Origin of the sequence: Pseudovibrio sp. FO-BEG1 (assembly GCF_000236645.1) — a bacterium.
GTDB lineage: Bacteria > Pseudomonadota > Alphaproteobacteria > Rhizobiales > Stappiaceae > Pseudovibrio.
Window position 1 is genome coordinate 212,706 of sequence record NC_016646.1, and the last position, 24,110, is coordinate 236,815.

The 24,110-nt window shown below is 55.0% G+C and carries 22 protein-coding genes; 11 read left to right on the top strand and 11 right to left on the bottom strand.

The window, feature by feature from the left end; translation table 11 throughout:
- Window positions 1-3: 3 nt before the first annotated feature.
- From PSE_RS25615 to PSE_RS25625, 3 genes are all read right to left on the bottom strand, one after another.
- Window positions 4-417, bottom strand: a complete 414-nt coding sequence (locus PSE_RS25615; protein ID WP_014290305.1) for an NUDIX domain-containing protein — start codon at window positions 415-417, stop codon at window positions 4-6.
- Window positions 418-490: 73 nt separating this feature from the next.
- Entirely contained in the window at window positions 491-1,129 is a 639-nt protein-coding gene (gene prfH / locus PSE_RS25620; protein WP_041769220.1) for a peptide chain release factor H, read from the bottom strand.
- Entirely contained in the window at window positions 1,126-2,283 is a 1,158-nt protein-coding gene (locus PSE_RS25625) for an RNA ligase RtcB family protein (RefSeq protein WP_051126011.1), read from the bottom strand. The genes prfH and PSE_RS25625 overlap by 4 nt, the downstream gene beginning before the upstream one ends.
- Before the next feature lie 287 nt (window positions 2,284-2,570).
- Here PSE_RS25625 and PSE_RS25630 point away from each other — a divergent pair, with 287 nt between their 5' ends.
- Window positions 2,571-3,611: an NAD-dependent epimerase/dehydratase family protein gene (locus PSE_RS25630; protein ID WP_014290309.1), complete on the top strand. Its 1,041-nt coding sequence runs from the start codon at window positions 2,571-2,573 to the stop codon at window positions 3,609-3,611.
- A gap of 12 nt (window positions 3,612-3,623) precedes the next feature.
- Here PSE_RS25630 and PSE_RS27340 read toward each other — a convergent pair whose 3' ends face one another.
- Window positions 3,624-3,761 carry a hypothetical protein gene (locus PSE_RS27340; protein WP_014290310.1) on the bottom strand — a complete coding sequence of 46 codons (138 nt, stop codon included), beginning with the start codon at window positions 3,759-3,761 and terminating at the stop codon, window positions 3,624-3,626.
- Window positions 3,762-3,797: 36 nt separating this feature from the next.
- On the opposite strand from PSE_RS27340, the gene PSE_RS25635 reads away from it, so the two are divergent.
- The 8 genes from PSE_RS25635 (at window position 3,798) to PSE_RS25670 (ending at window position 11,656) form a co-directional block, all read left to right on the top strand.
- Complete coding sequence (locus tag PSE_RS25635) at window positions 3,798-4,268, top strand: DUF3592 domain-containing protein (protein WP_244421410.1); 471 nt, start codon at window positions 3,798-3,800, stop codon at window positions 4,266-4,268.
- 221 nt (window positions 4,269-4,489) lie between these two features.
- A complete protein-coding gene (locus PSE_RS25640; RefSeq protein WP_014290312.1) occupies window positions 4,490-5,128 on the top strand; it encodes a VOC family protein in 639 nt (212 codons plus the stop codon).
- Between the two features lie 362 nt (window positions 5,129-5,490).
- The gene (locus PSE_RS25645) at window positions 5,491-6,993 is read left to right on the top strand and encodes an NCS1 family transporter (RefSeq protein ID WP_008550793.1); all 1,503 of its coding nucleotides are present in this window, start codon (window positions 5,491-5,493) and stop codon (window positions 6,991-6,993) included.
- A gap of 113 nt (window positions 6,994-7,106) precedes the next feature.
- A complete protein-coding gene (locus PSE_RS25650; RefSeq protein ID WP_014290314.1) occupies window positions 7,107-7,637 on the top strand; it encodes a GNAT family N-acetyltransferase in 531 nt (176 codons plus the stop codon).
- Window positions 7,638-7,741: 104 nt separating this feature from the next.
- On the top strand, window positions 7,742-8,257 hold the full coding sequence (locus PSE_RS25655) for a YgjV family protein (protein ID WP_014290315.1): 516 nt from the start codon (window positions 7,742-7,744) through the stop codon (window positions 8,255-8,257).
- 130 nt (window positions 8,258-8,387) lie between these two features.
- Window positions 8,388-9,509, top strand: coding sequence for a type III polyketide synthase (locus PSE_RS25660; RefSeq protein ID WP_244421397.1), 1,122 nt, complete (start codon window positions 8,388-8,390; stop codon window positions 9,507-9,509).
- Window positions 9,502-10,002 carry an isoprenylcysteine carboxyl methyltransferase family protein gene (locus tag PSE_RS25665; RefSeq protein WP_014290317.1) on the top strand — a complete coding sequence of 167 codons (501 nt, stop codon included), beginning with the start codon at window positions 9,502-9,504 and terminating at the stop codon, window positions 10,000-10,002. Before PSE_RS25660 ends, PSE_RS25665 begins: the two co-directional genes overlap by 8 nt.
- Window positions 10,003-10,138: 136 nt before the next feature.
- Entirely contained in the window at window positions 10,139-11,656 is a 1,518-nt protein-coding gene (locus PSE_RS25670) for an aldehyde dehydrogenase (NADP(+)) (RefSeq protein ID WP_014290318.1), read from the top strand.
- A gap of 193 nt (window positions 11,657-11,849) precedes the next feature.
- Here the strand turns inward: PSE_RS25670 and PSE_RS25675 are convergent, their stop codons facing one another.
- Genes PSE_RS25675 through PSE_RS25705 form a run of 7 tightly spaced genes read right to left on the bottom strand, consistent with a single transcriptional unit; the run spans window position 11,850 to window position 20,007 of the window.
- Window positions 11,850-12,953 carry an ABC transporter ATP-binding protein gene (locus PSE_RS25675; protein WP_014290319.1) on the bottom strand — a complete coding sequence of 368 codons (1,104 nt, stop codon included), beginning with the start codon at window positions 12,951-12,953 and terminating at the stop codon, window positions 11,850-11,852.
- Between the two features lie 11 nt (window positions 12,954-12,964).
- Window positions 12,965-13,834, bottom strand: a complete 870-nt coding sequence (locus tag PSE_RS25680; RefSeq protein WP_014290320.1) for an endonuclease/exonuclease/phosphatase family protein — start codon at window positions 13,832-13,834, stop codon at window positions 12,965-12,967.
- Window positions 13,821-14,855 (bottom strand): LacI family DNA-binding transcriptional regulator, encoded by a 1,035-nt coding sequence (locus PSE_RS25685; RefSeq protein WP_014290321.1) that lies wholly within the window; start codon window positions 14,853-14,855, stop codon window positions 13,821-13,823. The genes PSE_RS25680 and PSE_RS25685 overlap by 14 nt, the downstream gene beginning before the upstream one ends.
- A gap of 12 nt (window positions 14,856-14,867) precedes the next feature.
- Window positions 14,868-16,964 carry an alpha-amylase family protein gene (locus PSE_RS25690; RefSeq protein ID WP_014290322.1) on the bottom strand — a complete coding sequence of 699 codons (2,097 nt, stop codon included), beginning with the start codon at window positions 16,962-16,964 and terminating at the stop codon, window positions 14,868-14,870.
- 3 nt (window positions 16,965-16,967) lie between these two features.
- The gene (locus PSE_RS25695) at window positions 16,968-17,789 is read right to left on the bottom strand and encodes a carbohydrate ABC transporter permease (RefSeq protein ID WP_008551094.1); all 822 of its coding nucleotides are present in this window, start codon (window positions 17,787-17,789) and stop codon (window positions 16,968-16,970) included.
- Window positions 17,786-18,739, bottom strand: a complete 954-nt coding sequence (locus tag PSE_RS25700; RefSeq protein ID WP_008550843.1) for a carbohydrate ABC transporter permease — start codon at window positions 18,737-18,739, stop codon at window positions 17,786-17,788. The genes PSE_RS25695 and PSE_RS25700 overlap by 4 nt, the downstream gene beginning before the upstream one ends.
- Complete coding sequence (locus PSE_RS25705) at window positions 18,736-20,007, bottom strand: ABC transporter substrate-binding protein (protein WP_014290323.1); 1,272 nt, start codon at window positions 20,005-20,007, stop codon at window positions 18,736-18,738. The genes PSE_RS25700 and PSE_RS25705 overlap by 4 nt, the downstream gene beginning before the upstream one ends.
- Window positions 20,008-20,947: 940 nt before the next feature.
- Here PSE_RS25705 and hmgA point away from each other — a divergent pair.
- Both hmgA and PSE_RS25715 read left to right on the top strand, forming a co-directional pair.
- The gene (gene hmgA / locus PSE_RS25710; protein ID WP_014290325.1) at window positions 20,948-22,312 is read left to right on the top strand and encodes a homogentisate 1,2-dioxygenase; all 1,365 of its coding nucleotides are present in this window, start codon (window positions 20,948-20,950) and stop codon (window positions 22,310-22,312) included.
- A gap of 113 nt (window positions 22,313-22,425) precedes the next feature.
- The gene (locus tag PSE_RS25715; RefSeq protein ID WP_014290326.1) at window positions 22,426-23,952 is read left to right on the top strand and encodes a Fic family protein; all 1,527 of its coding nucleotides are present in this window, start codon (window positions 22,426-22,428) and stop codon (window positions 23,950-23,952) included.
- The last annotated feature ends 158 nt before the right edge of the window (window positions 23,953-24,110 follow it).

The window sequence follows — 24,110 nt, forward strand, 5'->3', positions numbered from 1 at the left end:
GTGCTATTGAAGCGCTCCTTCTTCTTTCAATTTCTCAAAGACATTCTGGTATTCAGCAAAGGCAAGATCGGGCAGCCTGATCGCTTCTTCAAATGCCACCCACCGCACTTCAGAGTGCTCGTCGCCCAGGTTCTCCGGCGTGCCCTTCCATTGGTCGACTGTGAACATATGAAAGGTGATTGAACCCTCACCGCTTGGGGCCGGAGCTGTAAACTCGAAGACCTTCGCAAACCGCTGCGCTTTGACGCCAACTTCCTCGCCAAGCTCTCTGATAAGAGCCTGTTCCAGAGTTTCTCCGTCTTCTACGTGCCCACCCACAAAGCTCCAGAGGCCGGGATAGTTTTTGCGCGATGCAGAGCGTAGACCCATGAGAACACGTCCGTTCTGCACCAGCAAGCCATTCACAATATCAGTCATCTCACCATTTCTCCCCGCATCGAATCTGAGCCCGAAAGCGCCATCATAAAGAGGCGCTTTCGGATTGTTGAGGTCAGACTTCCTTAAACCGCACTCCTTTGAAGCACCGTACCGGATTGCCTCGTTCCAATTGGTGGTGGAGCAAGCGTTCAGATTTTCGCAGGCGCGCACCTTCTTCAGCCGAAAGACCAGAGAGCTTTTCCTGCAAACGCTGTAGGGCGATCTGCTTGTTCCGGTGTTGGGAGCGTTCGTCCCGCGCCACAACAGAAAGACCTGTGGGCACATGGGTGACCCGTACTGCACTTTCGGTCTTGTTCTGATGCTGCCCACCCGGACCGCCAGCCCGCAAAGTTTCAAAGCGCAGGTCTTCTGCGTTAAACTCTTCAGCCTCTGCTGCAGAAGTTGGCAGCTCATAGACACCAATGAACCAGTTCTGCCGTTTATGGTTTGGGCGGAAGGGGCTCTGGCAGGTCCACTTGATCGTGCCGCACCATGCCCTGGCAAAAGCCTTGGCCCCCTCACCCGCAAGTGTCACTTCAGCAGACGCAACATTTGCGGAAAGGTCAGCACGTTCCGGATCACTGGCAAAGGAGAGCCCAAGCTTTTTTGCTGTTTTCTCCATAGTTGCAACGCTGTGGCAAAGGGCGAGCCTGCATTCCGCAGGCCCGTCTCCGGATGACAACAGCAAACGAACGGTTGTCTTTTCCGTCATCGCTTGCTCCTCCGCTCGTCTGCCCCACGCGCGGTTTTGAACGTGACAACAGGTGTCATCACCCCCACACACGTGGCCAGCTCTGCCTCAACCAGCTGTGCAAGAACATCCTCGGAGTTCTTGTAGGCTTGTGGTGCTTCTTCCACGAGGAGCTGTTTGTCCTCACAGACCACGCGGCCTCCGTAAGAGGTGCGTGACAAGGCATTGCGAACGGACTTCGGCTTGCCAATCCGGCCATGCATGGAGGCTCGGTCATATTTGCGGCCTGCTCCATGAGCCAGAGATGCCAATGCCTCCGGTTTGTTGCCGATTGGCTTCAGCAGAAAGCTCTTTGCATCGCGAGAGCCAGCCAGCGGAACAAGGTCAACATCCGCTTTCGCAGCGCCTTTGCGGTGCAGGAATCCATCACCATATCGCTCAATGAGGTTATGGCTGCTGTCGACCACCAGCTCCACATCACAGCGCAGAGCAGCGGCGGCACATTGTGCAATGATCTGCCGGTTCAGGCTTGCCCATCGCACAGCAAGATCATGCATTTTGAGGTAAGCCGCTGTGCGCTCATCCTCTGCCGCCAGCCCTTCCGAACCAACCTCTGCATAATCAGCAAAGATGCTGGCTCCGAAGGAACGGGAGCCGGAGTGGACGAAGAGCAGCACGTCACCTTTGGCGACACCTGCCTTGGCAGCAAGCTCGACATCCGGCGTTTCTGCCAGAACCTGCACTTCGCAGAAGTGGTTGCCGCCACCTATGGTGCCGATGGCTGTGACTGCAAGATCATCCGGCAAGTCAGCACTGCGCAAATGCGCCTGTCCCTCAGCCGGATCGGTGTAATCCTGCAACACACGCAAGCGGTCTGCCAGCTTTTGCGGCTTCAGTTTGTGAGCGCTTAGGGAGGTGCGGAACACAGTCATGCCGCAGCCGATGTCATTGCCGATCATGTGCGGGTGCACCCTGTCAGACAGGATGGCAACACCCACCGGACCGGGGTGAAGATCAGGAAACGCCGCGATCTGGTGGACCGCCTCAAGCTGCGCAAGTTTATTGAGTTGGACTTCTGCATCTCCAAGGATCCAGGCGGAAGTCCCGTAAAATCGATGGATTGGCGCAGGCGCAACTGTAGCGCTGCCCGCACAATCCAAGCGTAAATTGCCCATGAAAATGGCCTATAGTTCTTGAGAGTGTTTCCGAGCGTTGGCTCGAAAGAAGATCCTACAGGCCGCTAGCGCTGGCTCTGAGAAGGATCAGTGCCCTTTAAAGGGCGAAACACGGAAAGACATGGTTCGCTCCATACTGTGCTGCGCACCAATTGCTGCAGCTGAGGGCTGGGGAAATATCAGAGCCTCATCAGTTGGTCAACATTACTCTGGTTGTGAAACCTGAAGGTGTGGCTGGACAAACACATACAGCTCGCTAGGTTGGGTGCACGAATGGGGAGAACATCATGCGGGTTTTGGTTGTTGGTGGAACGGGTTTTTTAGGCGGTGCACTAACAGAGGCACTTGCCAGCGCAGGACATGAAGTGTCCGTTCTGGTGCGCGGCAACACCAACCGCTCCCCGCCAAATGGCGTGAAGGCCATCACAGCGGATCGCTATGGAGATCTGAGCATCTTGCGGGAACAGCAGTTCGACTGGGCCTTCGATACCTGCGCTTTTGAACCGAACGGTGTGCGCCATCTACTTGAAGCGCTAGGAGACAACCTCCAGCGCTACGTGTTCATCTCCTCCATCTCCGCCTATGGAACCTTCACCAAGCCTTTGCTTAATGAGCAGGATGCGGTGCCCCTTCCAACCGAGGAAGATCTTGCACTCGCCCGAAATCTGGAACCGCAGGAGCGCAGCTCGGCAAACTCCTACGGCGCCTCCTATGGCCGCCTTAAACGCGCGTGCGAGCTTGCTGCAGAGGACATGCTTGGAGATCGGGTGACGTCTCTGCGTGTGGGACTGCTGGTCGGTGCAGGAGATTATTCGGATCGATTGACTTGGTGGGTCCGCCGGATAGATCAAGCCACAGCTGACAAGCCAGAGGTGCCAGCCCCTGCTCCGGCCTCCCGAAATGTGCAGATGATTGATGTGCGGGATGTGGCGGAGTTTGCTCTGGCCTGCGCAGAGGAAAAGCGCGGTGGGATCTGGAATGTGACCAGCACCCCGATGCAACTGGGCGATATGCTTCAGCAGATCATCTCAGTCTCCGGCTCCCCCGCCCGCCTGAAGTGGGTGGACGAGGAACACATCCTAGAAGCTGGCATTCAGCCGTGGATAGATCTTCCCGTCATGATCCCGTCCGCCTCAGACTACACACACTTCATGAACGTGTACACCACCCGCGCAGAGGCCGCAGGATTGGCCTGTCGGCCACTTTCCGAAACGCTTGAGCCATTGCTTGAGTGGGATCGGACACGGCGGGATGTTCCGCTGAAATGTGGCCTATCAGCGGAACAAGAAGCAGCTCTGTTGGAAGAGCACTCTCAGGCAAAGGTTTGACGGACGAGTCGACTACCGCGTCCCCACAAACGGCGCAGTTTCGAACCAGCGCTCATCCAGAACCACCCGCAGCATGAAAGCGCTGAGCTGGGTTACATCCACACGGAAGCCTTGCGTCTCCGTCTCACTGGTTTGCAGCTGGCCTTTCACATTGGCAGCAAACGCTTTTCAACTTAACCTATGCATATGACTGAGTATTTTGAACTACTTGCCGCAGGCGACCGTGATACGATTTTACTGACTTCCGCCGGATACTTCGCACTGATGGGTGTGTACTCGTTGATATACATGTACCGGATAAGCAAATGGCCAAATGTCATCGGTAAACTGCATGAGGAATCGGTCCATGGCTGGGGTGGTGGTTCACATGATGGAACCAATTACAGAGCGAAGGTGCTTTACAGCTACTCTGTTGATGGTGTGCCCTATGAAAGCGATAGGATTAACGTCTGGCACGTCCAAGTATCCTACAATCTGCGGGCATTGTTGAAATGGCAGCTCAGCTACATAGACCACCACGACAATTCAGAGGTAACAGTATTCTACCATCCCGGTAAGCCGCAAAAGGCCTACCTGGTTGCTCCTGGATGGAAGCAAATGGCACTGGTATTCATGCTGAGTTTTGGTAGTGCAGCGCTTATCCTCTCGGCGTTGTAGATCATCTGCCAGTTTGTCTCTTTTCCAGCTTAGACCTCTCAAGTCCAACACCGCCAGAACCTCTAAACATATGCATCTACCGCTCGCACTAGACACCTGCGCCAAGGTGTTCCAAACTGTTAGGCATTTCTAAGCCACACATCCCCCGTGGCGATTGCACCCTATTCTTGGAGTGCACCGATAATCCTCAGTCCTACCGTAACTTTTCAGAGCCTTGCAGCATGTTAAAATTTGACCATATCACGGTGATTGCGCCGACCTTGAAGGATGGCGTCAAGCACGTTGAAGACTGCCTTGGTCTTCAGGTTCCTTTTGGCGTTTGTCATGATTACATGGGAACACACAATCACCGCCTCCAGCTCGGTGGAACGCTCTATCTTGAAGTCGTTGCACTTGATCCAACCTGCCCCACTCCCAACCGCGCACGATGGTTCGGCCTGGATGATCAGAAGACGATAAAAGCCGAATGGAACGCTGGACGCCGTTTAAGAGGCTGGGTTGCTGGCGTGGAATCCATCGATCCAGTCCTCACCAAACACCCAAATATTTTTGGAGAGCATGTTCCGCTACCTCAAGACGATCCTGAGTTTGCCTTTTCCATTGCCAAGGATGGAAGCCTGCCGCTGGAGGGCGCTGCACCTTCACTGATTGACCGTTATGGCGTGCCTGAAAACCCTTCAGACATTCCGGATCTGGGCGCGCGGCTTGAGACGTTTACTCTGGAGCATCCTGAACCTGAAACCATAAAAGCGCTCTATGGCGACCTCGCGATTAACTTTCCAATCGAAGTTATTTATGGCCCTAAAATCAAATACACAGCCAAGATCCGCACACCTACAGGGTTGAGGGAGTTAACGTGAGCAGAACTCCCTCAGCTGCCATCAAGAATTACCCCATAAAATACTTTTACCAACTGATCAAAAATCTTAGTTTTGAAGTTTTCTTCGCCCTTGATAAATATTTTCACTCTAATACTTTGCGAAAATCTAGTAAAATTTGCTCTGACCTACTTGCGCAATACATATTTTCAGGTTAGTTAGCCGACTTTAGCAGAACAATCTCATCAGGCTGTATTCAGCCTCACAGTGCATGTAGTGCAACTACCGGCAAACGGTAATGTCATCACTACTTCTTGCTGTGGGTGCTGTTTTTGCACGCGCATACTTGCGCCCTGCTAAGATTTACTGTCTCAGAAAATTAGATATACATCAGGATCTAGAACATGGCGCAAACCCAAGTTATGGATGAGACTTCGCGCGGCCAATCCCGCCTCATGGAGCCAGCCATCCTTCCCGTCTGGCTTAATCAACGTGCCATTTCCAATCGCGGTTACATTGGACTTTGGATCTCGATGGCGGTGATCATCGCAACCTTCCAGCTGGGTGCTGGCGGTGTGGCGGGTCTCCCTCTTCCAATCGTTATTGCAACAATCTTTTTCGCCAACCTGCTGCTCGGCATCGTCATGGCGATGACAGCAGACATCGGCACCGAGCACGGCATTTCCTTCGCCGTTTACCTGCGCGCGCCGTTTGGCACTGTGGGCACACACATTCCATCCATCACCCGCGGCATCGTGGCAGCCATCTGGTTCGGCATTCAAACCTACCTTGGCGCACTGGCGCTGAACGGCATCTTCTCCTACCTCACCGGTTTTGATAACTGGGTGGTCTGGTACATCGGCTTCGCTGTATTGCAGGTGATCAACACCGCCATGGGCATCCGCGCCGTTGAGCGTCTTGCGAAAATCGCAGCTCCAGCGATTATGGCCATCTCCGTCTGGATGTACTTCACCCTTGATGGTCTGGCCACAGCAAGCGGCAAAGACATCTGGTCCTTTGCAGGTGATGCAGAAATCTCCATCGTGGCTTTGTTTGTTGCCAACATGGCCTTCTGGTCTTCTCTGGCAGTCGACATTCCAAACATCACCCGCTTCCTGAAAGTTGAGGCTGGCACCAAGAGCTTCTTCAAGCGCAACAAGAACGTGTTTCTGGCACAGTTCATCGCCCTGCCAGTGGTGCAGAGCTGGATCGCGCTGATCGGTGCTGTCTCCTTCATTGCGGCAGGTGACTGGAACCCGATCACAGTTATTCAGGGTCAGGGCACCGGCATCACTCTGGTGGTTCTGCTGGTCATGGTCGTGCTGGCGCAGTGGTCTACCAACACCAGTGCAAACCTGATCCCAGCCGCGCTGACCTTCGTGAATGCAGGCGCTCCATGGATCACCTACGCCATGGGTCTGGTTCTGGCAGCAATCGTCGGTACGCTGGCAATGCCTTGGCTGATCCTTGACCACCTCTTCACATATCTCGGCCTTTACGGCGCCATGCTCGCCTCTCTGGGTGGCATCATGATCTGCGATTACTTTGTAATCCGCAAACGCCGCCTGAACGTGCCAGAGCTTTATGAGGAAGAAGGTCAGTTCAAATACATCGCAGGCTGCAACCCGGCTGGCCTGATTGCCTGGGCCGTAGGTGGTGCACTGGCGATCTACGCCATTGACCTTTCCTACTTCGTTGGCTTCTTCACCGCCTTTGCTCTCTACTGGGTACTGATGAAGGCATGGATCTTGCCGAAGTTCAAACAGGATGAGCTGGTGCACACAGATGATGAGAAGTATCTGGCAACCAGCATCAACCGCAACTGGGTGTATCTGGATGGTCAGGGCATGGTGAAAATGGATTGCTCCAGCATTCCGGCCCACGCTCTTTCCCGCGAAGACCTCTAGGCTTTTTCTGAGACTGACATAGAAAGCCCCTTGCGCCTGCCGGCGTGAGGGGTTTTCTCTTTGCACGGATATGCTGTAGGCTGCACCTGTCCTTTTTAATTAGTGCCTGTTTTATGAATACACCCAGCGACCTTGCCCTGCCGCCCCTCACCCTTCACGAAATCTGCGAGGAGGATGCTCTTGATGTTCTGGAATTTGAGAGCAGCAACAGCACCTTCTTTGAAAAATGGGTACCAGCTCGCGGGCCGGAGCATTTTGAGGAAGAGTCTCTGAAGCAGGTCATTCGTGATCTGATGGCGGATCCGGACCGGTTTTATCTGATGCGTTCTGAGGCGGGTGAACTGGTGGGCCGCATTAACCTGCGCAAACTGGGTTCCGAGCCTTTGGACACGGCAGAACTGGGCTACCGCGTAGGTGAAAAGCACCTCGGCAAAGGCTACGCCAAAGCCGCCGTAGTTGCCGTTGCGGATCTGGTGCGGGCGCAAGGAGATCTGACGGAGTTGGAAGCCTTTGCGGCGGACAACAATCCGGCCTCTTCCAACGTGCTGCGTGCCTGTGGTTTCCGTTGGGATAAAGACGGAACCAAGACCGTCCACCTGAACGGCAACCCGTTGACATTGCACCGCTTTACTCTGATGCTTTAAGCCACAACTTATCCAGCGCGTAGTATCTCTGACCCGCGCTATTACAGACGATCTGCCGGTCTTTCACGCCTACACTCCTCTTCCAATAAGAAAGAAAATGGAAGATGGATCCACTCGTCATACAGGGCTTTGGGCTGGCGGCCTATGCCGTCAACATGGTTGGTTTTTCCACCAAGCGTGATCAACTGTTTCGCGGCCTGCTTTTTGTCAGCGGCTCCCTGTTCTGCATCCATTATGTGCTCATGGGCGCTTATGTGGCTGGCGCAAACCTTGGCATCAATGGTGTGCGGTCCTTCGTTTCCCTGCGCTTCAAAGGCTACACGTGGTTTGGCATCTTTGCTGTCATCCAAACCATCATGAGTGTGATGGTGTATGAAGGCCTCATTGACCTGCTGCCATGGACTGCCTCTCTCATGAGCGGCTTCGCGCTCTTCTGCCTCAGTGGAATCCAGATGCGCATCGCCATGTTCTCCTGTGCACTTACATGGATGGTCAACGCCCTGATCGTGGGATCCTGGGGTGGGTCGCTCAACGACATCACCAATGCCACGCTGCTGGCGATCACCATTTACCGTATGAAATCCGCAACTGAACGGGAGGCCGGGCAAGCCGCACTCTGACAATCCGTAGCACTCAATCTCACCCCACCAAAACAACCCCAAAAAACGCCGGATTTTCAGCAGTTTGGTCAAGGCCTATAAAGTTGATGATGCATGTTCTGGCAAGAAAGAAAGCAGGGTTGGAGAGCCGATGCCCGTTTACCTGACCGGCCTTGCGACAGCGGTGCCGCCCTATGAATTACCCCAGACTCTGGTGCTGGATTACGCTCGCCGGATTCTTGGGCCAAAGTTTGCGCAGTTTGAGCGCATGGCTGGCACGTTTCTGACCGCCGGGGTCAAAACCCGATACTCCTTTGCGCCACTGGAATGGTTCCTGGAACCTCAGGACTGGAAAACCAGAAACGAAACCTATGTGCGCGGCGCAACGGAACTGTTCATCACCGCCGCCCGCAAAGCGCTGCTTAAAGCAGGGTTGCGTGCGGATGAGATCGACACGGTCGTCACCGTCTCTTCCACCGGGATCGCAACCCCAACGCTGGAAGCGCAGGCCTGGAAGCAGATGGGCTTCCGGCAAGACATCATGCGCGTGCCGGTGTTCGGGCTCGGGTGTGCCGGAGGCGTTTCCGGCCTCTCCATCGCGCAGCAGCTGGCGCAGGCAAAACCGGGCAGCAACGTGCTGATGGTCGCTCTGGAAGGCTGTACGCTCTCCTTCCGCAGTGACCGGCTCACCAAGGCCGATATCATTGCCACCGTTCTGTTTGGTGACGGCGCAGCAGCCGCCTGCCTTTCCACCGGCAAGCCGGAAGGGTCTAAACCAGTGTTCCAGCTGGGAGCGGGTCATCAGGAGATGTGGCCAGACACGCTCAACATCATGGGCTGGAACGTGGAAGAACACGGCCTCGGCGTGGTGTTTGACCGCTCTATCCCCGACTTCGCCACCGAGCACTTCCGTGATGTAACAGAGCGCAGTCTCAGTGCCCTTTCCATGGAAAGGACTGGCGTTGACCGCTTCGTCTGCCACCCGGGCGGCGCGAAGGTGGTGCAAGCGCTGGAAGGCGCGTTGGATCTGCCCACTGGTGTTCTGGATGTGGAGCGCGAGATCCTGCAGGAGTTCGGCAACATGTCCGCTCCAACTGTGTTGTTTGTACTTGAACGAGTACTAGAGCGCACCGCACAGGGCAACATGGTCATGTGCGCCCTTGGCCCCGGTTTCACAGCCTCGTTCCAACCGGTCACTGTCATCCCATCAGGGGCTGGCGGGCACCGAGACACAACTGATTTTTCAAAACCAGAGGGGGTGATCAATGCCTGATGCTTCCTTAGCTGCCCTGCTGTTTCTGGGCTTTATCATCCTCCAGCGCCTGTCCGAGCTGGTCATCGCCCGCAGCAACACCAAGCGCTTGCTGGAGCAAGGGGCTTATGAGGTTGGCGCTTCTCACTACCCGCTGATTGTCAGCGTGCATGTGGCGTGGATCATCGCGCTTGTTGTGCTGGGCTACGACAAACCGGTATCCATTCCGTGGCTGATGGTGTTCGCCGTCTTGCAGGTGTTCCGCCTCTGGATTCTGCTCAGCATGGGCCGTCGCTGGACCACGCGCATTATTGTGGCGAAAACACCTCTGGTGACCAAAGGACCGTTTGCGTTTGTGCGCCATCCCAATTACTTGCTGGTGGCACTGGAGATCTTCACCGCGCCCATGGTGCTCGGCCTGTTTCCGATCGCCTTCCTGTTCTCCGGCTTTAACGGTGCCATCCTTGCCCTGCGAATTCGCGTGGAAGATGAGGCCCTTACGGATCTGCGGTAGAAAAGACCTTTGCACAATATGAAGTTATCGGCTTGAACCTGACAAAAGATAGTGATATATCACTGTCAAAATTCAGCTATGGGCTGCACATCAGCGCCGCAGCGCCTACCAGATAACTTCATGTGCCGAGGAAACGATGCTAACAGGTTGCCATCTCATCGCCGGAGAATGGGTCGATAACGCCCAGAAATTCGAGTCATCCCCGTTCTCGGGCCCTGCCCAAAGCTATGCCTGCGGCACCACCGAACTGGTTGACCGCGCCGTCACAGCTGCCGAAGACGCCTTCATGACCTTCGGCTGGACCACCCGCGCAGAACGCGCCAAGTTCCTGCGTGCTGTGGCGGACGAGATCGATGCGCGCGGCGCAGAAATCACCGAAGTGGGCTGCGCAGAAACCGGCCTGCCGGAAATGCGCCTCAACGGTGAGCGTGGCCGCACAGTTGGCCAGCTACGCCTGTTCGCCGACCATATTGAGAAGGGCGAGTATTTGGACCTCACCCACGATGAAGCCATGCCAGACCGTGCACCTCTGCCACGTCCTGACCTGCGCCTCAGCCAGCGTCCGGTTGGTCCTGTGGCTGTGTTCGGCGCCTCCAACTTCCCGCTGGCGTTCTCCACCGCAGGCGGTGATACGGCCTCAGCGCTGGCTGCGGGCTGTCCGGTGGTCGTGAAGGGCCATGAGGCTCATCCGGGCACAGCGGAGATCGTGGCACAAGCCATTGACGCAGCGATCAAATCCTGTGGCATGCATCCGGGTGTATTCTCACTGGTTCAAGGCGGTAGCCGTGAGGTTGGTACAGCCCTTGTGCAGCACCCCCTGATCAAAGCCGTTGGCTTTACCGGCTCTCTGGCCGGTGGCCGCGCGCTGTTTGATCTGTGCGCCTCCCGCCCTGAGCCGATCCCTTTCTTCGGTGAGCTTGGCTCCGTCAATCCAAACTTCATCTTCCCGAATGCGCTCGCCAACCGTGGTGATGCCATCGCGGCCGGTTGGGCTGGTTCCCTATGCATGGGGGCAGGCCAGTTCTGCACCAATCCGGGTGTGGTTCTGCTGGTGGAAGGCGCTGAGGCAGATGCTTTCATCACTAAGGCTCAGGAGGCTCTAGGCGCCACTGGTGAACAGCCTATGCTGACAGACGGCATCGCAGCGGCTTACCGCTCCGGCGCTGAAAAGATTGCTAGCGAAGCGGGTGTTGAAGAGCTGGTGGGCACAGCCTGCGCAACCCGTGGCGCCAAGCCGTATATGTTCGTGACGGATGCTGAAAACTGGCTCGGCAACAAAGAGCTGCAGGAAGAAGTGTTCGGTCCGCTCGGCATTGTCGTCAAGCTGAAGAGCATCGAGCAGATGCGGGACGTGGCCCGCACCATTGAAGGCCAGCTGACCTGCACCATCCACATAGATGCTGCAGACCACGCAGAAGCCCGCAAGCTGATGCCATTGCTGGAGCGCAAAGCAGGCCGCGTACTGGCAAACGGTTTCCCGACTGGCGTGGAAGTGTGTGATGCCATGGTTCATGGTGGCCCTTACCCGGCCTCCACCAACTTCGGCGCAACCTCTGTCGGCACCATGGCGATCCGCCGCTTCCTGCGTCCGGTTTGCTATCAGGATATGCCGCTGGAGCTGGTTCCGGGGTTTGAAATGGAAGAAATGGCGTAGGCCGGCCTCCCTATAGGCTAAAGCAGCGCGTCCTCCTGAAAACCAGAGCCGCTTTTGGGGAGGACGCGACAACGGCAAAAGCCCTGAGCATGTGCTCAGGGCTTTTCTTTGTTTACGTCAATCCGGCAGATCAAGCTGCGGCCCTGCCGAAAAGTGGTAACAGGCTTTCGGCAAAGGCTCGCCCCAAAAGAACTTAAGCTGCCAGATTGCGCAGGGTCTCTCCGTCAAACACATGGCATTTATCAAGGGCCATGTTGAAGCTCAGCGTTTCCCCAGCATGCACTGTGCGCGGATTATACATGATGGACTGAACCGGAGAGCCTGCCAGCTCCGTAAACAAAGTTGCCTCTGAGCCCAGGTCTTCAGAGAGCAATACAGGCAGTTGCAGTTGTGCGATTTCACCGGCTGTCGGCAAGGCATTCCCTTCCGGCGAAATGTCTTCTGGCCGCACGCCCAGCTTCACCGCTTTGCCTGCTTCCAGTGTGTTGCGCAGCCGAGCAGGTGCACTCAGCTCACTGCCATCACCTAGTTTCAACACCGGATCGCCGTTGCTGCTGGCCACGTGGGCATCAATCAGGTTCATGGGCGGCGAGCCGATGAAGGTCGCCACGAACGTGTTGTTCGGCTTTTCAAAAACCTCACGCGGGCTGCCCACCTGCTCAATGATGCCATCCCGCATAATCACGATACGGTCGGCCAGTGTCATGGCTTCCACCTGATCGTGGGTCACGTAGATGATGGTGTTGCCCACGCGCTGATGCAGCTTTTTGATCTCAATGCGCATCTGGGTGCGAAGCTTGGCATCCAGATTGGAGAGCGGCTCGTCAAACAGGTACACATCCGGGTGGCGCACGATAGCACGGCCCATGGCAACACGCTGGCGCTGACCGCCGGAAAGCTGGCCTGGCTTGCGCTTCAGGTAGGGCTCCAGCCCTAGAATACCTGCCGCATCCGCCACACGCTTTTCAATCTCGGACTGGGAAACCCCAGCGATCTTCAGCGAGAAGCCGAGGTTTTTGGCAACCGTCATATGCGGATAGAGCGCATAGTCCTGAAACACCATGGAGATGTTGCGCTGGCGTGGCGGCATGTCGTTGACCACCCGGTCGCCAATGACCAGCTCCCCACCAGAAATCGTTTCAAGGCCAGCGATCATGCGCAGGGTGGTGGATTTTCCGCAGCCGGACGGCCCGACAAAGACGACAAATTCCTTGTCTTTGATCTCCAGATCAATGCCATGAATGACCTTGGTTGGACCGTAGGACTTTTCGAGATTTTTCAAAGTAACTTGTGCCATGCTTTCCCCCCTCAGGCATCCTTCAGTTCCAGCCAGACCGGCAAATGGTCAGAGCCTTTCGCGTCTTTATCCACCCACATGCCCGCAATGCGGTGGCGCAGAGAAGCGCCCACAAACACATGGTCAATGCGGCGGGTGTCGAAATGCGCGGTCTTGCCACTCATCTCCTCGTTGCCCAGCCACACCCATGGGTCGACAAAGCCATCCAGCGTCTGCACCCGGCCACCTTCTTCTGATGGCGGGCCGGTGAACACCTCATAGACCGGCGTGCCCGGACCGTTGTTCATATCGCCCAGCAAAATGCAGTCGGTTGGCATGGTTGGCTGCGGTTCGTCATTGAGCCAGTGGGCATCAATGCCCGGACCACCACACCACGCACCACCCTCAGACGGAGCTGTCTTGATGCGGTCCCTTACAAACTGTGCCTGCACCAGCGCAAAGTCTGGCGACCAGTAGAACAGGTGGGTGTTGTAGACCCGCAGCGGGCCTCCCGGCGCGTCGATGACAGCTTCCAGAAGCGCGGCCTGAATGGCGTGGCGGGTGATGGAGCCCATCTTGGGCAATGGATAGGTACGGGTGGAAATGATCGGGTATTTGGAAAGGATCATTTCCCCATGCTGACGGCGGCGGTTGACCAGCTTGCCGTTTTCATCATGAAACGAGGCGTCCATATCAAGGCCCGGGCCATAGACCCAGCGATATCCACCGAGCAGATCGGCCAGTTCCGCAGCCTGATCCACATTGCCGTTTCGTTTCCAGAAGCGGTCAACTTCCTGCAGGCCGATGATGTCGGCCCCTTCAAGTTCTCCTGCAATTCTCTCCAGATCGACTTTACCGTCGATGCCGGTTCCGTATTGAATGTTGTAGCTAACTATCTTCATGGGTTTTTCCGGAGGCTTTCCGAGCAACTCCTAAGGAGCCGCGCAGCTTGAGCGCGCAATTGACGCGAATATTGCGAGGGTGATCAGGCGCCGTTCCATCCAGCCGGCTCAGCACGATCTCCGTCAGATGACGGGCAATCTGCTCAATGGGCTGTTCAATGGCGGTGATGCCCGGCGGGATCAGCCGGAACATGTCCGGATCATCAAAGGTGACAAGATCAATGTCTTTGCCCACCTGTTTGCCGTTGCTGGACAAACAGTCCAGACCACCAATGGTCATAAGGTAATTGGAGAAGAACACAGCACTTGGTGGATTTTCCATACCAAGGAACCTGTCCATGGCGGTGTATCCATCCAGCTGGCCCCAATTGCCAACGTAAACCAACTCCTCATCAACACTCAGGCCTGCTTGCTCATGGGCTTTTTTGTAGCCCTGCAACCGGTTTTGCCCTGTGCTTCCATTCAGGTCCCCCGTCACCACGCCAATGCGGGTGTGGCCAAAGTCGATCATGCGGCTCACTGCATCTTGCGCAGCGGCCTCATCGTTGACCAGCACCTTGTCCGTTTCCACGCCCGGCACATCGTTGTTGAAGATTATGACCGGTTGCTCCCCGGTCAGCAGCTCCTGCACCTTCTCCGTCACTTCATGAGTGCCGGACAAGATGATGGCATCGATGCGCCGTGAAGACGCTGATTCCAGCGCCTCGTTGATGGCATCCGCTTCATCGGAATGGTGAAAGGTTACAATGGAATACCCACGGGCACGCAGAGACCGCACCAGTTGGGTCAAAATCCCCGAGTTGAACTCGTCAAACTTGGGAACCAGATACCCGACTGTGTTTGTGCGCTCTGTTTTCATGGCGCGGGCAAGCGTATTGGCCCGGTATCCCAGATCAGCAATCGCTTGTTCGATCCGGGTCCGGTTGTCCTTCCTGATGCGTTGATCGTTCAGATAGCGTGAAACGGTGCCAACGGCGACGCCTGCGGTATCTGCTACATCGAGGATGGTTGGTTTCTTCACTGCACTGCCCTTTTATTCCGCAGCCACTGCGTTATCTGCCTGTGAGATAACGGCGGCCCCATGGATATGAAGGCTAGGAAAGACGATGTGCAGCTTTTTGTCGAGACTGTCATACTGCCATGGCAGTGTTTTACCCGAATAAGCGCAGGTCACGTCCGTTGGCTCTTCGTCCATACGCACCCAGGCTTTGGCTTCTTTAAGCTCCGGCGCATCCTCGATGATCTCAACCGCACGGGTCTGACCATCATTGTACGGCACACCGCTGCCGCGCAGCTGAGTTGGTGCGTAAAGCACGTGTAGTACCTGACGTTGCTCATCTGCCTGTTTCATCAGTGACATACGCGTTGCTGATGGCAGCTCGGTGCCGATCAGCTGGTTTGGCATCAGGCGGTTGATGAGCCCGCGCACCAGATACTTGTAAAGCGTCTGGCCCGTTGTGCCGTAAAGGCGGAACAGCGGATAAGCCACATACGCCACGTTCCCCTTCTGCAGGATTGCCGGACCAAGCGGCGCTGCATCCGGGTCTTCCGGCGTGTGAAGATGCGAGCAGAACTTGTCCCATGTGCGGTTGAAATAGGATGGACGGACGTCAGCCAGCACATCACCATCTGTTGCGCGCAGAGATGCCCCCTTCTCGTACATAACAACAGAAGCATCGACCAGATCATCGTCCAGCTTTCCCCGACAGGACAGATAGCTCGGGTCGTACTCCATTGGTGTGTCAGACAGTTCTGCTCCGATGTCGAGGAGGTATCGCTTGCCCTCAACATCAAGGCCGGACTCGCCAGTGGCCAGAATGGCGCCGCCTGCGTCCGTAAACGCTTTCAGGCGAACCGCAAGGTCGTCATTCAGGCGAATGCTGTCCGGCAAAATAATCAGCTTGTAGTCATCAAAGCTGCTGGAAGAGGAAATGAGATCAAACGGGATCTGCATTTCCAGCAGCATGCGGGCAGAAGCAGAATCGCTCGGCTCACTGCGATGCCCCAGATGGCTGCCAAGCTGGGAGACCTGCGCCTCAACAGAAAGGATCGCCACCTCCCGCTGGTAGGTCGCGTTGCTCGCATATGGCTCCAGCGCTTTAACGCGGGAATAAGCCGGGCGGATCAGATCGTAGGTCGCAAAGTCCATATGCCCGTTCGGGTGCAGCTGATCGCCAATGGAACAGCGTGCACCCAGAGACACCATCAGGCAGCACTCATAGGTCAGCGCGTCAGCCCGCTTAAAGCCGCCGAACTCACCCCAATGCGTATGGAAGCGTCCCGTCATACCCAGGTACGGCAGGTTCAATGTATCCGCGTACCGTGCTGAGACGGGAAAATGGTCATAGCCCCAGCCACCGGTCGGCAGGCTCTCCAGCTCCAGATGACCGTAGTACTGGTAGCGTTCATCCTGGCCTTTGTAGATGTGGCCAGAGTTGAAGAAAATTCGTGTATCCGGGAACTCTCCGTTGACCGCTTGCGAAAACCTTTCAAAAAAACGCAAAAGAACGCGTTTATCGTGACTCTTGCGATCATCCGCGCTCAGCGGGTCCAAACCCTCTGATTTCATTGAGGAAAGGCAGGCGTTACAGGTGCATTCCCACGAGGCGAGGATGTCCATAAACAACGCTGGCGGATTATACCGCGCGCAAACTTCCTTCGCGATGTCGATCTGCCGTTGGATCGCACCTTCGTGGTTCAGACAGATGGTGTGCCATGTGGGAGTAAGCTGGTTCATGGCGGAAGGCTCGGTGCCCGGATAGTTGGCCGCTGTGTTCTGCGCCTGCATCACACGCCATTCCGGATGCTCGCGGGCTGTCAGCTCATCCCATTGAACTGTCAGGTAAATTGGGGTCGCAATGTCGGCAGCATGACAGGCCTTGATCATGTCCCCCAACAGGTCAGCGTTTTGCAGTTCCGGGTGCGGCTTGCCCACATTGGTGGGGTAATAACTCCAGCCGTGATGGCAGCGGGCGAACAGGGTGACGGAGTCCACCTCGCCATGCTTCAGCGTCTCAACAAACTGCGTCGGATCAAACTTGGACCCGATCCCTCCAATATGTTCAGAGGTATGAAAATCCAGATGAATCTGGCGGTATCGGAAGTCTTTTACTTCTTTTTTCTGGCACATGATTTAGCCCTTGGAGCCGCTGTTATTTTTGCCGTCAGCGGAGAAATACTTCTGGAAGAACAAGAAGATAATGAGTGGTAAGATGGAGGTGATGATGGTCGCAACCGCACGCTGATCCCAGTTGGGTTCATAGGTTCCGGAGATCGTGGAGAGCATCACCGGCAGCGTCGCATTTTCCCGCAGGAACAACATCGGCAGCAGAAGCGAGTTCCACGTCCACATAAACTGCAGAATGCCAACCGCAGCCATCGCCGTCAGCGTGTTTGGTAGCACGATAAAAAAGTAGGTCCGCAAATGCCCACACCCATCCACCTGCGCCGCATCAATCAGCGAGCGCGGGAAGTTGGAAAGGAAGTTTTTGACCAGCAGAACCGACCAGGCGAAGGACAGACCCACGAACGGAATAACCACAGACCAGTAGGTGTCGATCAGCCCCATCTCGCGCCACAGCTTGAAGAGGGGAATGATAACCACCTGATTTGGCACAACAAATGCGTTCACGAGAATGAGCAGCAAGATCCGGCGGAACGGGAACTTGAGATAGTGGAACGCATAGGCCGCTGCTGGTGCAAACAGAACCGGGAGGATAGTCGCGAAACTGGCTACGGCCAGAGAGTTCAGAAACGCGCGGCCAATCGGGTAGTTGACCCAGACCTCACGCCAGGCTTCCAGCGTGAACGTGAAAGGCTCAATCGTCCACCAGCCATTGACAATCTCGCCTTCCGGACGGATCGACATGGCGATGATACCCACCAGCGGCACAATCCAGATAACTGCAACAGACCCCAGCACAAAAACAGGCCATTTTGGAGTTTGATTGATCATTTGCTCTCCGATGCCTTGTCCAGAATGAGTGGGATGGAACAGACGATAACCGCGAGCAGAAGCACCACCGTACTTGCAGCCCCATAGCCCTGCTTGAAGTAGACAACGGACTCCTGGTACATAAAGTAACCAACTGTTTCTGTTGAACGAATTGGTCCACCAGCTGTCAGGATGTGGATCATGTCAAACGCTTTGAGGCTGTTCAGCAAGTTGATGAAGATCGCAATGCGCACACCGGGAAGGCTGAGAGGTGCCATGATGTAGCGCAGGATCTGGAAATGGGTTGCCCCATCCATATGCGCCGCTTCAATCTGACTTTTCGGGATCGCCTGAATGGCTGCATAGCAGGTGAGCAGAGGCAGACCTGCCTGCGTCCAGACATAGGCCGCAACAACACCCCAGATCGCGGTGGACGGTTCCCCCAGCCATGGAGAGGCCCAGCCTTCCAGCCCGATAATGCGCAGCACGCCGTTGAGAAGACCAAAATCCGGCTGCAAAATGCCCAGCCACATCAAACCACTAGCGGTTTCAGAGATGCCGTAGGCTGCAAAGATGGCCACGCGGAACGGTGCAGTCTGCTTGGGAGCCAGACCGGAAATCAGCGCAACGCTCCAACCAATAAAGACGGAAATACCGGTACAAGCCAGTGTCCAGGTCAGCGTCACCCGCAGCGCGTTCCAGAAGTTCGCGTCATTGAACAGCTTGATATAGTTAGAGAAACCTGCAGGTTTCGGTTGGCTCAATCCGGTCCAGTCAAGAAAACTCACACGGATCGTCTCAAAGAGCGGATACAGCACACCAATGCTGAAGAAGATCAGTGTCGGCGCCAGCAGTGCAAATGCAATCCAGTCGGCGCGGCGCAGGTTACCTCCGAAGAGCCGGGTGGCGAGGCCCGCAAAAGGCCCCGCCTGGGTCTGGGAGGTTAAGATAGACCCATGTTGTACACTCATTGATAAAGCTCACTCGCTTTAGCTTCGAGCGCTGCAGTGACAGCATCAATGTTCGCATCGCTTGGGTCGCGAAGGAATTTCTGCAAGCCAACGCGGAACTCACCGCTCAATTCAGCTGGCAGAAGATCATCAAGAACAAAGAAAACGTCTACGAGCGGCAGAATCTGAGCGTATTTACGCACGATTGGATCGTAGGACGAGGGATCCACGTGCGCGCTCGGTGTTGCAAGGTTCTGCTCTGCAATGATTGCAGCGCCTTCCTTGCTCAGAACGAAATCAATAAACAGTTCTGCACCTTCCGGGTTCTTCGCTTGCTTCATCACAAGGAAGTTCTTTCCATCAACACTCATCGCGTTGCCGTATTCCGGCTTGATCACCGGGAACTGCATGAAGGAGTAGTCTTTCACCGGAGTCAGGGAGTACTCATTCTTGGCGCGCTGGTTTGCCCAGGAGCCAATCAGCATGAACCCGGCCTTTTTGTTTTTCAGCACGGCATCCGCAGCATCTGTCCAGTGAGAACTGAGCATCGCACCCGGCTCTGCGCAGCAGTCCGCTTCCAGCATATCACGCAGATTGCGGAAGGTTTCCTTCACGCGGTCGTCCGTCCACGCCACTTTGTGCTCAGAAAGTTCCTTGGCAAAGGCTGGACCAGCAGTGCGCAGCAGTGCGTTTTCAAACCATTCGGTCTGCGCCCAGCTCCGCGCACCGATGGAAACAGGTAGCATTCCGATTTCTTTCAAGGCACTGAAAGAGCTCAGGAAGTCCTTCCACTGGGTTGGCTCCCCCGCGATACCAGCTTTCGCCAATGTATCCGGACGATACCAAACACCGGAACGGTTGCCCGCGATGAAGTATGCCCCATAGGTTTTGCCATGATAGGTTGCCAGATTGCGCCAACTGTCATTCAACGCAGATGACCAGCCATACTGCTCCCATGCAGCATCAATCGAACGGATCAGATCAGCATCCACCAGCTCTTTCTCAAAGGATGGCCAGGTGTTGAGCAGGAGATCAAACTGTTCGCCAGAAAGCATTGCAGAACGAATGCCGGAACGCGGGTCATCCCCACCCGCTGCCGGATTGATGTCCTTGATCTCATAGTCTGGATATTTGGCGGTAAAGCCCTCTTCCAGCGCGATGATCAGATCACGTTCTGAGCCACCCAGCCAGTTGAAGATCACAAGCTCTTTGTCAGCTGCATATGCGGTCCCCCCCGCAAATGTCATAGCGGCAATTGCGAGCGCAGATGCCGAATTCAATATTTTCATAACAAGCTCCCAAATATGAAACGTTATCAACTTAGATAGATTTTCGGAGCGCTGTCTAGAAAAATTTACGTATTTTTGATGAGCGAATGCGACCTGCTACGTCGAATTAGCAAAATTCTGCGGCTTTTCTGATAAGAATTCGATTGAATTTTCTCATGTATAAATATTGGAGAAATACGATTCTGAGAACTGTTTTGAGAGAATCTGGTTTAAAGGCAGCCCTAAACCGCATCAGATTACCAACTTAATTAGAAAGGTTTCAAGTTTCTCATCAAGAAGGATGCATGTTCGAGAGGCAAGCCCTTTAAAGCATGACGCAAAGAGCTGTTGTCTCAAACGAAGGATAGCGAACACGGCCAAACAAATTGGAAAAGTTGGCGCTCATCAAGGAGCGTGACGGATGCAAGGTCCGCTTTCAGGATGACAACCACGAAGACAAGCCCCCACTCGCCTTCGCTTTTACGCGCCCATCTCAACCTGAAAACGGACCTAAACGGAGAAGTCCCCCATCATCCAGGACAACTGAGAAGCCCTGACCTCCAAAAAAGAGCAAGTGACTTGCGAGATGATCTATTCACCCACCAGCCCAAAATGGAAGGCGCGCCTCCATGCAGCGGTGGCGAATGTCGCTCTCTCACTTACTCTTTCAGACAAGCTGCTCAGTTGCTGGCTATCACCCTACTGTTATTGAAGAATTAGCCAATCCACGGATCATGGGTGCCGCAGTTTGAAGGGTCAGGATTGTTGGCAGGTAATTCAGTAAAGGCTCATGGCCCCGCCATTTTCTTCCCATAGTTTTCGGGAGATGGATTACCTCCACCAGATCGCGTTGATTGCGTGCATCTGGTTCTGTGCTCAGATGCCTTTGCTCGTTCAAGCCTGAGGATTGAACTGCCTTCTCTACCCGACCCAAAATCGCTGGCGATGCCCGGAGTGGACCATGGAAAAACCAACTGATCAAAACCCAGAGAGCACCCATGACAGCCGCTATGGAACCACACCGGGATACATGGCCGGATTTGGCAATGATTTTGAGAGCGAGGCCCTCAAGGGGGCTCTGCCACAAGGACGAAACTCACCGCAACGGGTTGAGTACGGCCTATATGCCGAACAGCTCTCCGGCTCTCCTTTCACCGCACCCCACAGAACACTGGAGCGTTCCTGGCTTTATCGCATCAGGCCCTCTGTTAAGCATCTGAGCCGCTTGCAGAAAATCACGCATCCCTACTGGAAAACCGCTCCCAACAAGATCCCTGATGTTGTCTCACTTGGCCAGTATCGTTGGGATCCCGTTCCGTTTCCTGAAGACCAAAAGCTCACGTTCATCGATGGTATCCGCACCATGACCACAGCCGGCGACGTCGGCATACAGATGGGCATGGCGGCTCATGTGTATCTGGCCAACGCGGATATGGAGGACGAGTACTTTTATAATGCCGATGCGGAGTTGCTGGTGGTGCCCCAGATCGGCCGCCTGAAGATCGCAACCGAATTCGGCGTGATTGACTTGGAACCGCTGGAAATCTGCATTTTGCCGCGTGGTATGGTGTTCAAAGTAAGCCTTCTTGACGGCAAGGCCAGAGGCTTCATCTGCGAGAATTACGGCGCCAAGTTCACGCTACCTAACCGCGGTCCCATCGGTGCCAATTGCCTTGCAAACCCAAGAGACTTCAAAACGCCAGTTGCGCAATTTGAAGACATCGAGCGCCCTTGCCATGTGACGGTCAAATGGTGCGGGGAATTTCACCGGACGACCATCGATCACTCACCGCTGGACGTTGTGGCATGGCACGGCAACTATGCCCCTTATAAATATGACCTTCGCCACTTCTCACCCGTGGGCGCAATCAGCTTCGACCACCCAGACCCTTCAATCTTCACTGTTCTTACAGCCCCAACCTCAGAGGAAGGTACGGCCAACATCGACTTCGTGATCTTCCCACCCCGCTGGCTGCCGCAGGAAGATACCTTCCGGCCACCTTGGTACCATAAGAACATCATGTCTGAACTGATGGGTAATATTTATGGGCAGTATGATGCCAAACCGCACGGTTTCGTCCCCGGTGGCATCAGTCTACACAACTGCATGCTGCCCCATGGCCCGGATCAGGAAGCTTTTGAAAAAGCCTCTCACAGCAGCTGGGATCCGGTGAAGCTGAAAGACACCATGAGCTTCATGTTCGAAACCCGCTTTCCGCAGCAATTGACTGAATTTGCGGGAAAAGAAGCTCCTTTGCAGGATGATTATGTGGACTGCTGGTCTGGCCTAGAACGCAAGTTTGATGGCACTCCCGGCTTGAAATAACGCTTTTTCATGGGAGCTGACGGTTATTCGGAGTTCACTCTGAAAAATGGCAGGTATTCACATAAGCTCCCCATTGCGCTATCTTTCGTAACGGTTTTTCACGGGAGCAGCGTATGAGTAAGCCTTTTTCACAGGCCGTAACAGTTTTTCACGAAAGCTGGCTTCCCGTACCTGCAACCCCGGCAGGCTACTCAGCGCTTATTGATGCCTATGACTTAAGAGTACCACTTCCGCACAGATTATGCGCCATTGGAGATCGCCACAAGATCATCGATCAAGACGGCTGGCGTATTTTCACACCTCGCCACGCCCCGGAAGCCACACTGTTGGGCCACCTTACTTTTGCGCTGAAAAACGAAGGGCTGGACCTTGCACTGCTCAAGCGCCTGTTCCTTGCCTGCGGCCCGGAACCCATTGAAGAACTGGTAAGATCTCGCCCAACAGGCCGCTACACACGGCGTATCTGGTTTCTCTATGAATGGTTGCTTAGCGAGCAACTGGACCTGCCCGATGTTGAGTCAGGAGCTTATGTGGATGCCCTGAATACTACCAAGCAATTCGGTGGCAGCTCTATCTCCTCACCCCGTCACCGCGTGCGCAACAACCTGCCCGGGACACCTCAGTTCTGCCCTCTCATCTTCCGCAATAAGGATCTGGAGGCCTTCCAGCAGGCCAAACTACAAGAAAAAGCAATGGATGCAGCCGCATCCGTTCCCAAAGACCTACTCGCTCGCACAGCGGCATTTCTGCTCCTTAAAGATAGCAAGTCCAGCTTCGCCATTGAGGGAGAGCGCCCCGCACATGACCGCATCCAACGCTGGGGTCGCGCCATCGCAGAGGCTGGCAAAACACCGCTGAGCATCGACGAGTTCCTTCGCCTCCAACGCATCGTGATTGGCGATGACCGCTTCGTTCATCTGGGCCTGCGTGAAGAAGGCGGCTTCGTCGGCATGCACGACCGCGAAACTCGTATGCCCGTGCCAGATCACATCAGCGCAAAACCCGAAGATCTGCGAAGCCTGATGAAAGGCATGATCGATTTTGCACATGACCATGCCAAACATCTGGACCCTGTTCTGGCGGCGGCCATTCTCGCCTTCGGCTTCGTTTATGTGCATCCGTTTGAGGATGGCAATGGAAGGCTCCACCGCTATCTGATCCACCACGCACTGGCACAGCGCGGCTTCAACCCACCCGGTGTGGTGTTCCCGGTCTCCTCGGTGATTCTGGAGCGAATCGATACTTACAGACAAGTGCTGGAAGACTACTCAGCACGCCTCCTCGGTAAGGTTGACTGGCAACCCACATCCCACGGCAACCTCACCGTGACCAACGAAACAGCAGATTTTTACCGATTCTTTGACGCCACCGCCCACGCAGAATTCCTCTACGCCTGTGTAAAACGTACGGTTGAACATGATTTACCCGAGGAAGCCCGCTTCTTGCAAAACCACGACCGCTTCCAACGCGAGCTCTCCCAACTCATCGACATGCCCGCCCGCCTGTCCGATCTCCTCTTCCGATTCCTGAATCAAAATAACGGAAAACTCTCCCACCGCGCGAAATCAAAAGAATTCGAAGCACTGACCGAAGAAGAAACGAAGCGTATTGAGGAGATTTACGAGCGGTATTTTGAGTAAAAATCTCAGCATAATCAAGAAAAATTTTATTTATTAAAATTCGACTTACGATGCAAAGTAATTTCCAGCCCTGCCATCAAAGCTTAATTAATCTAATCATTTATTGCTTTTCTAAGGCACAGTTTTCAGCAAATGATAAGTTTCGACAACCACCCATT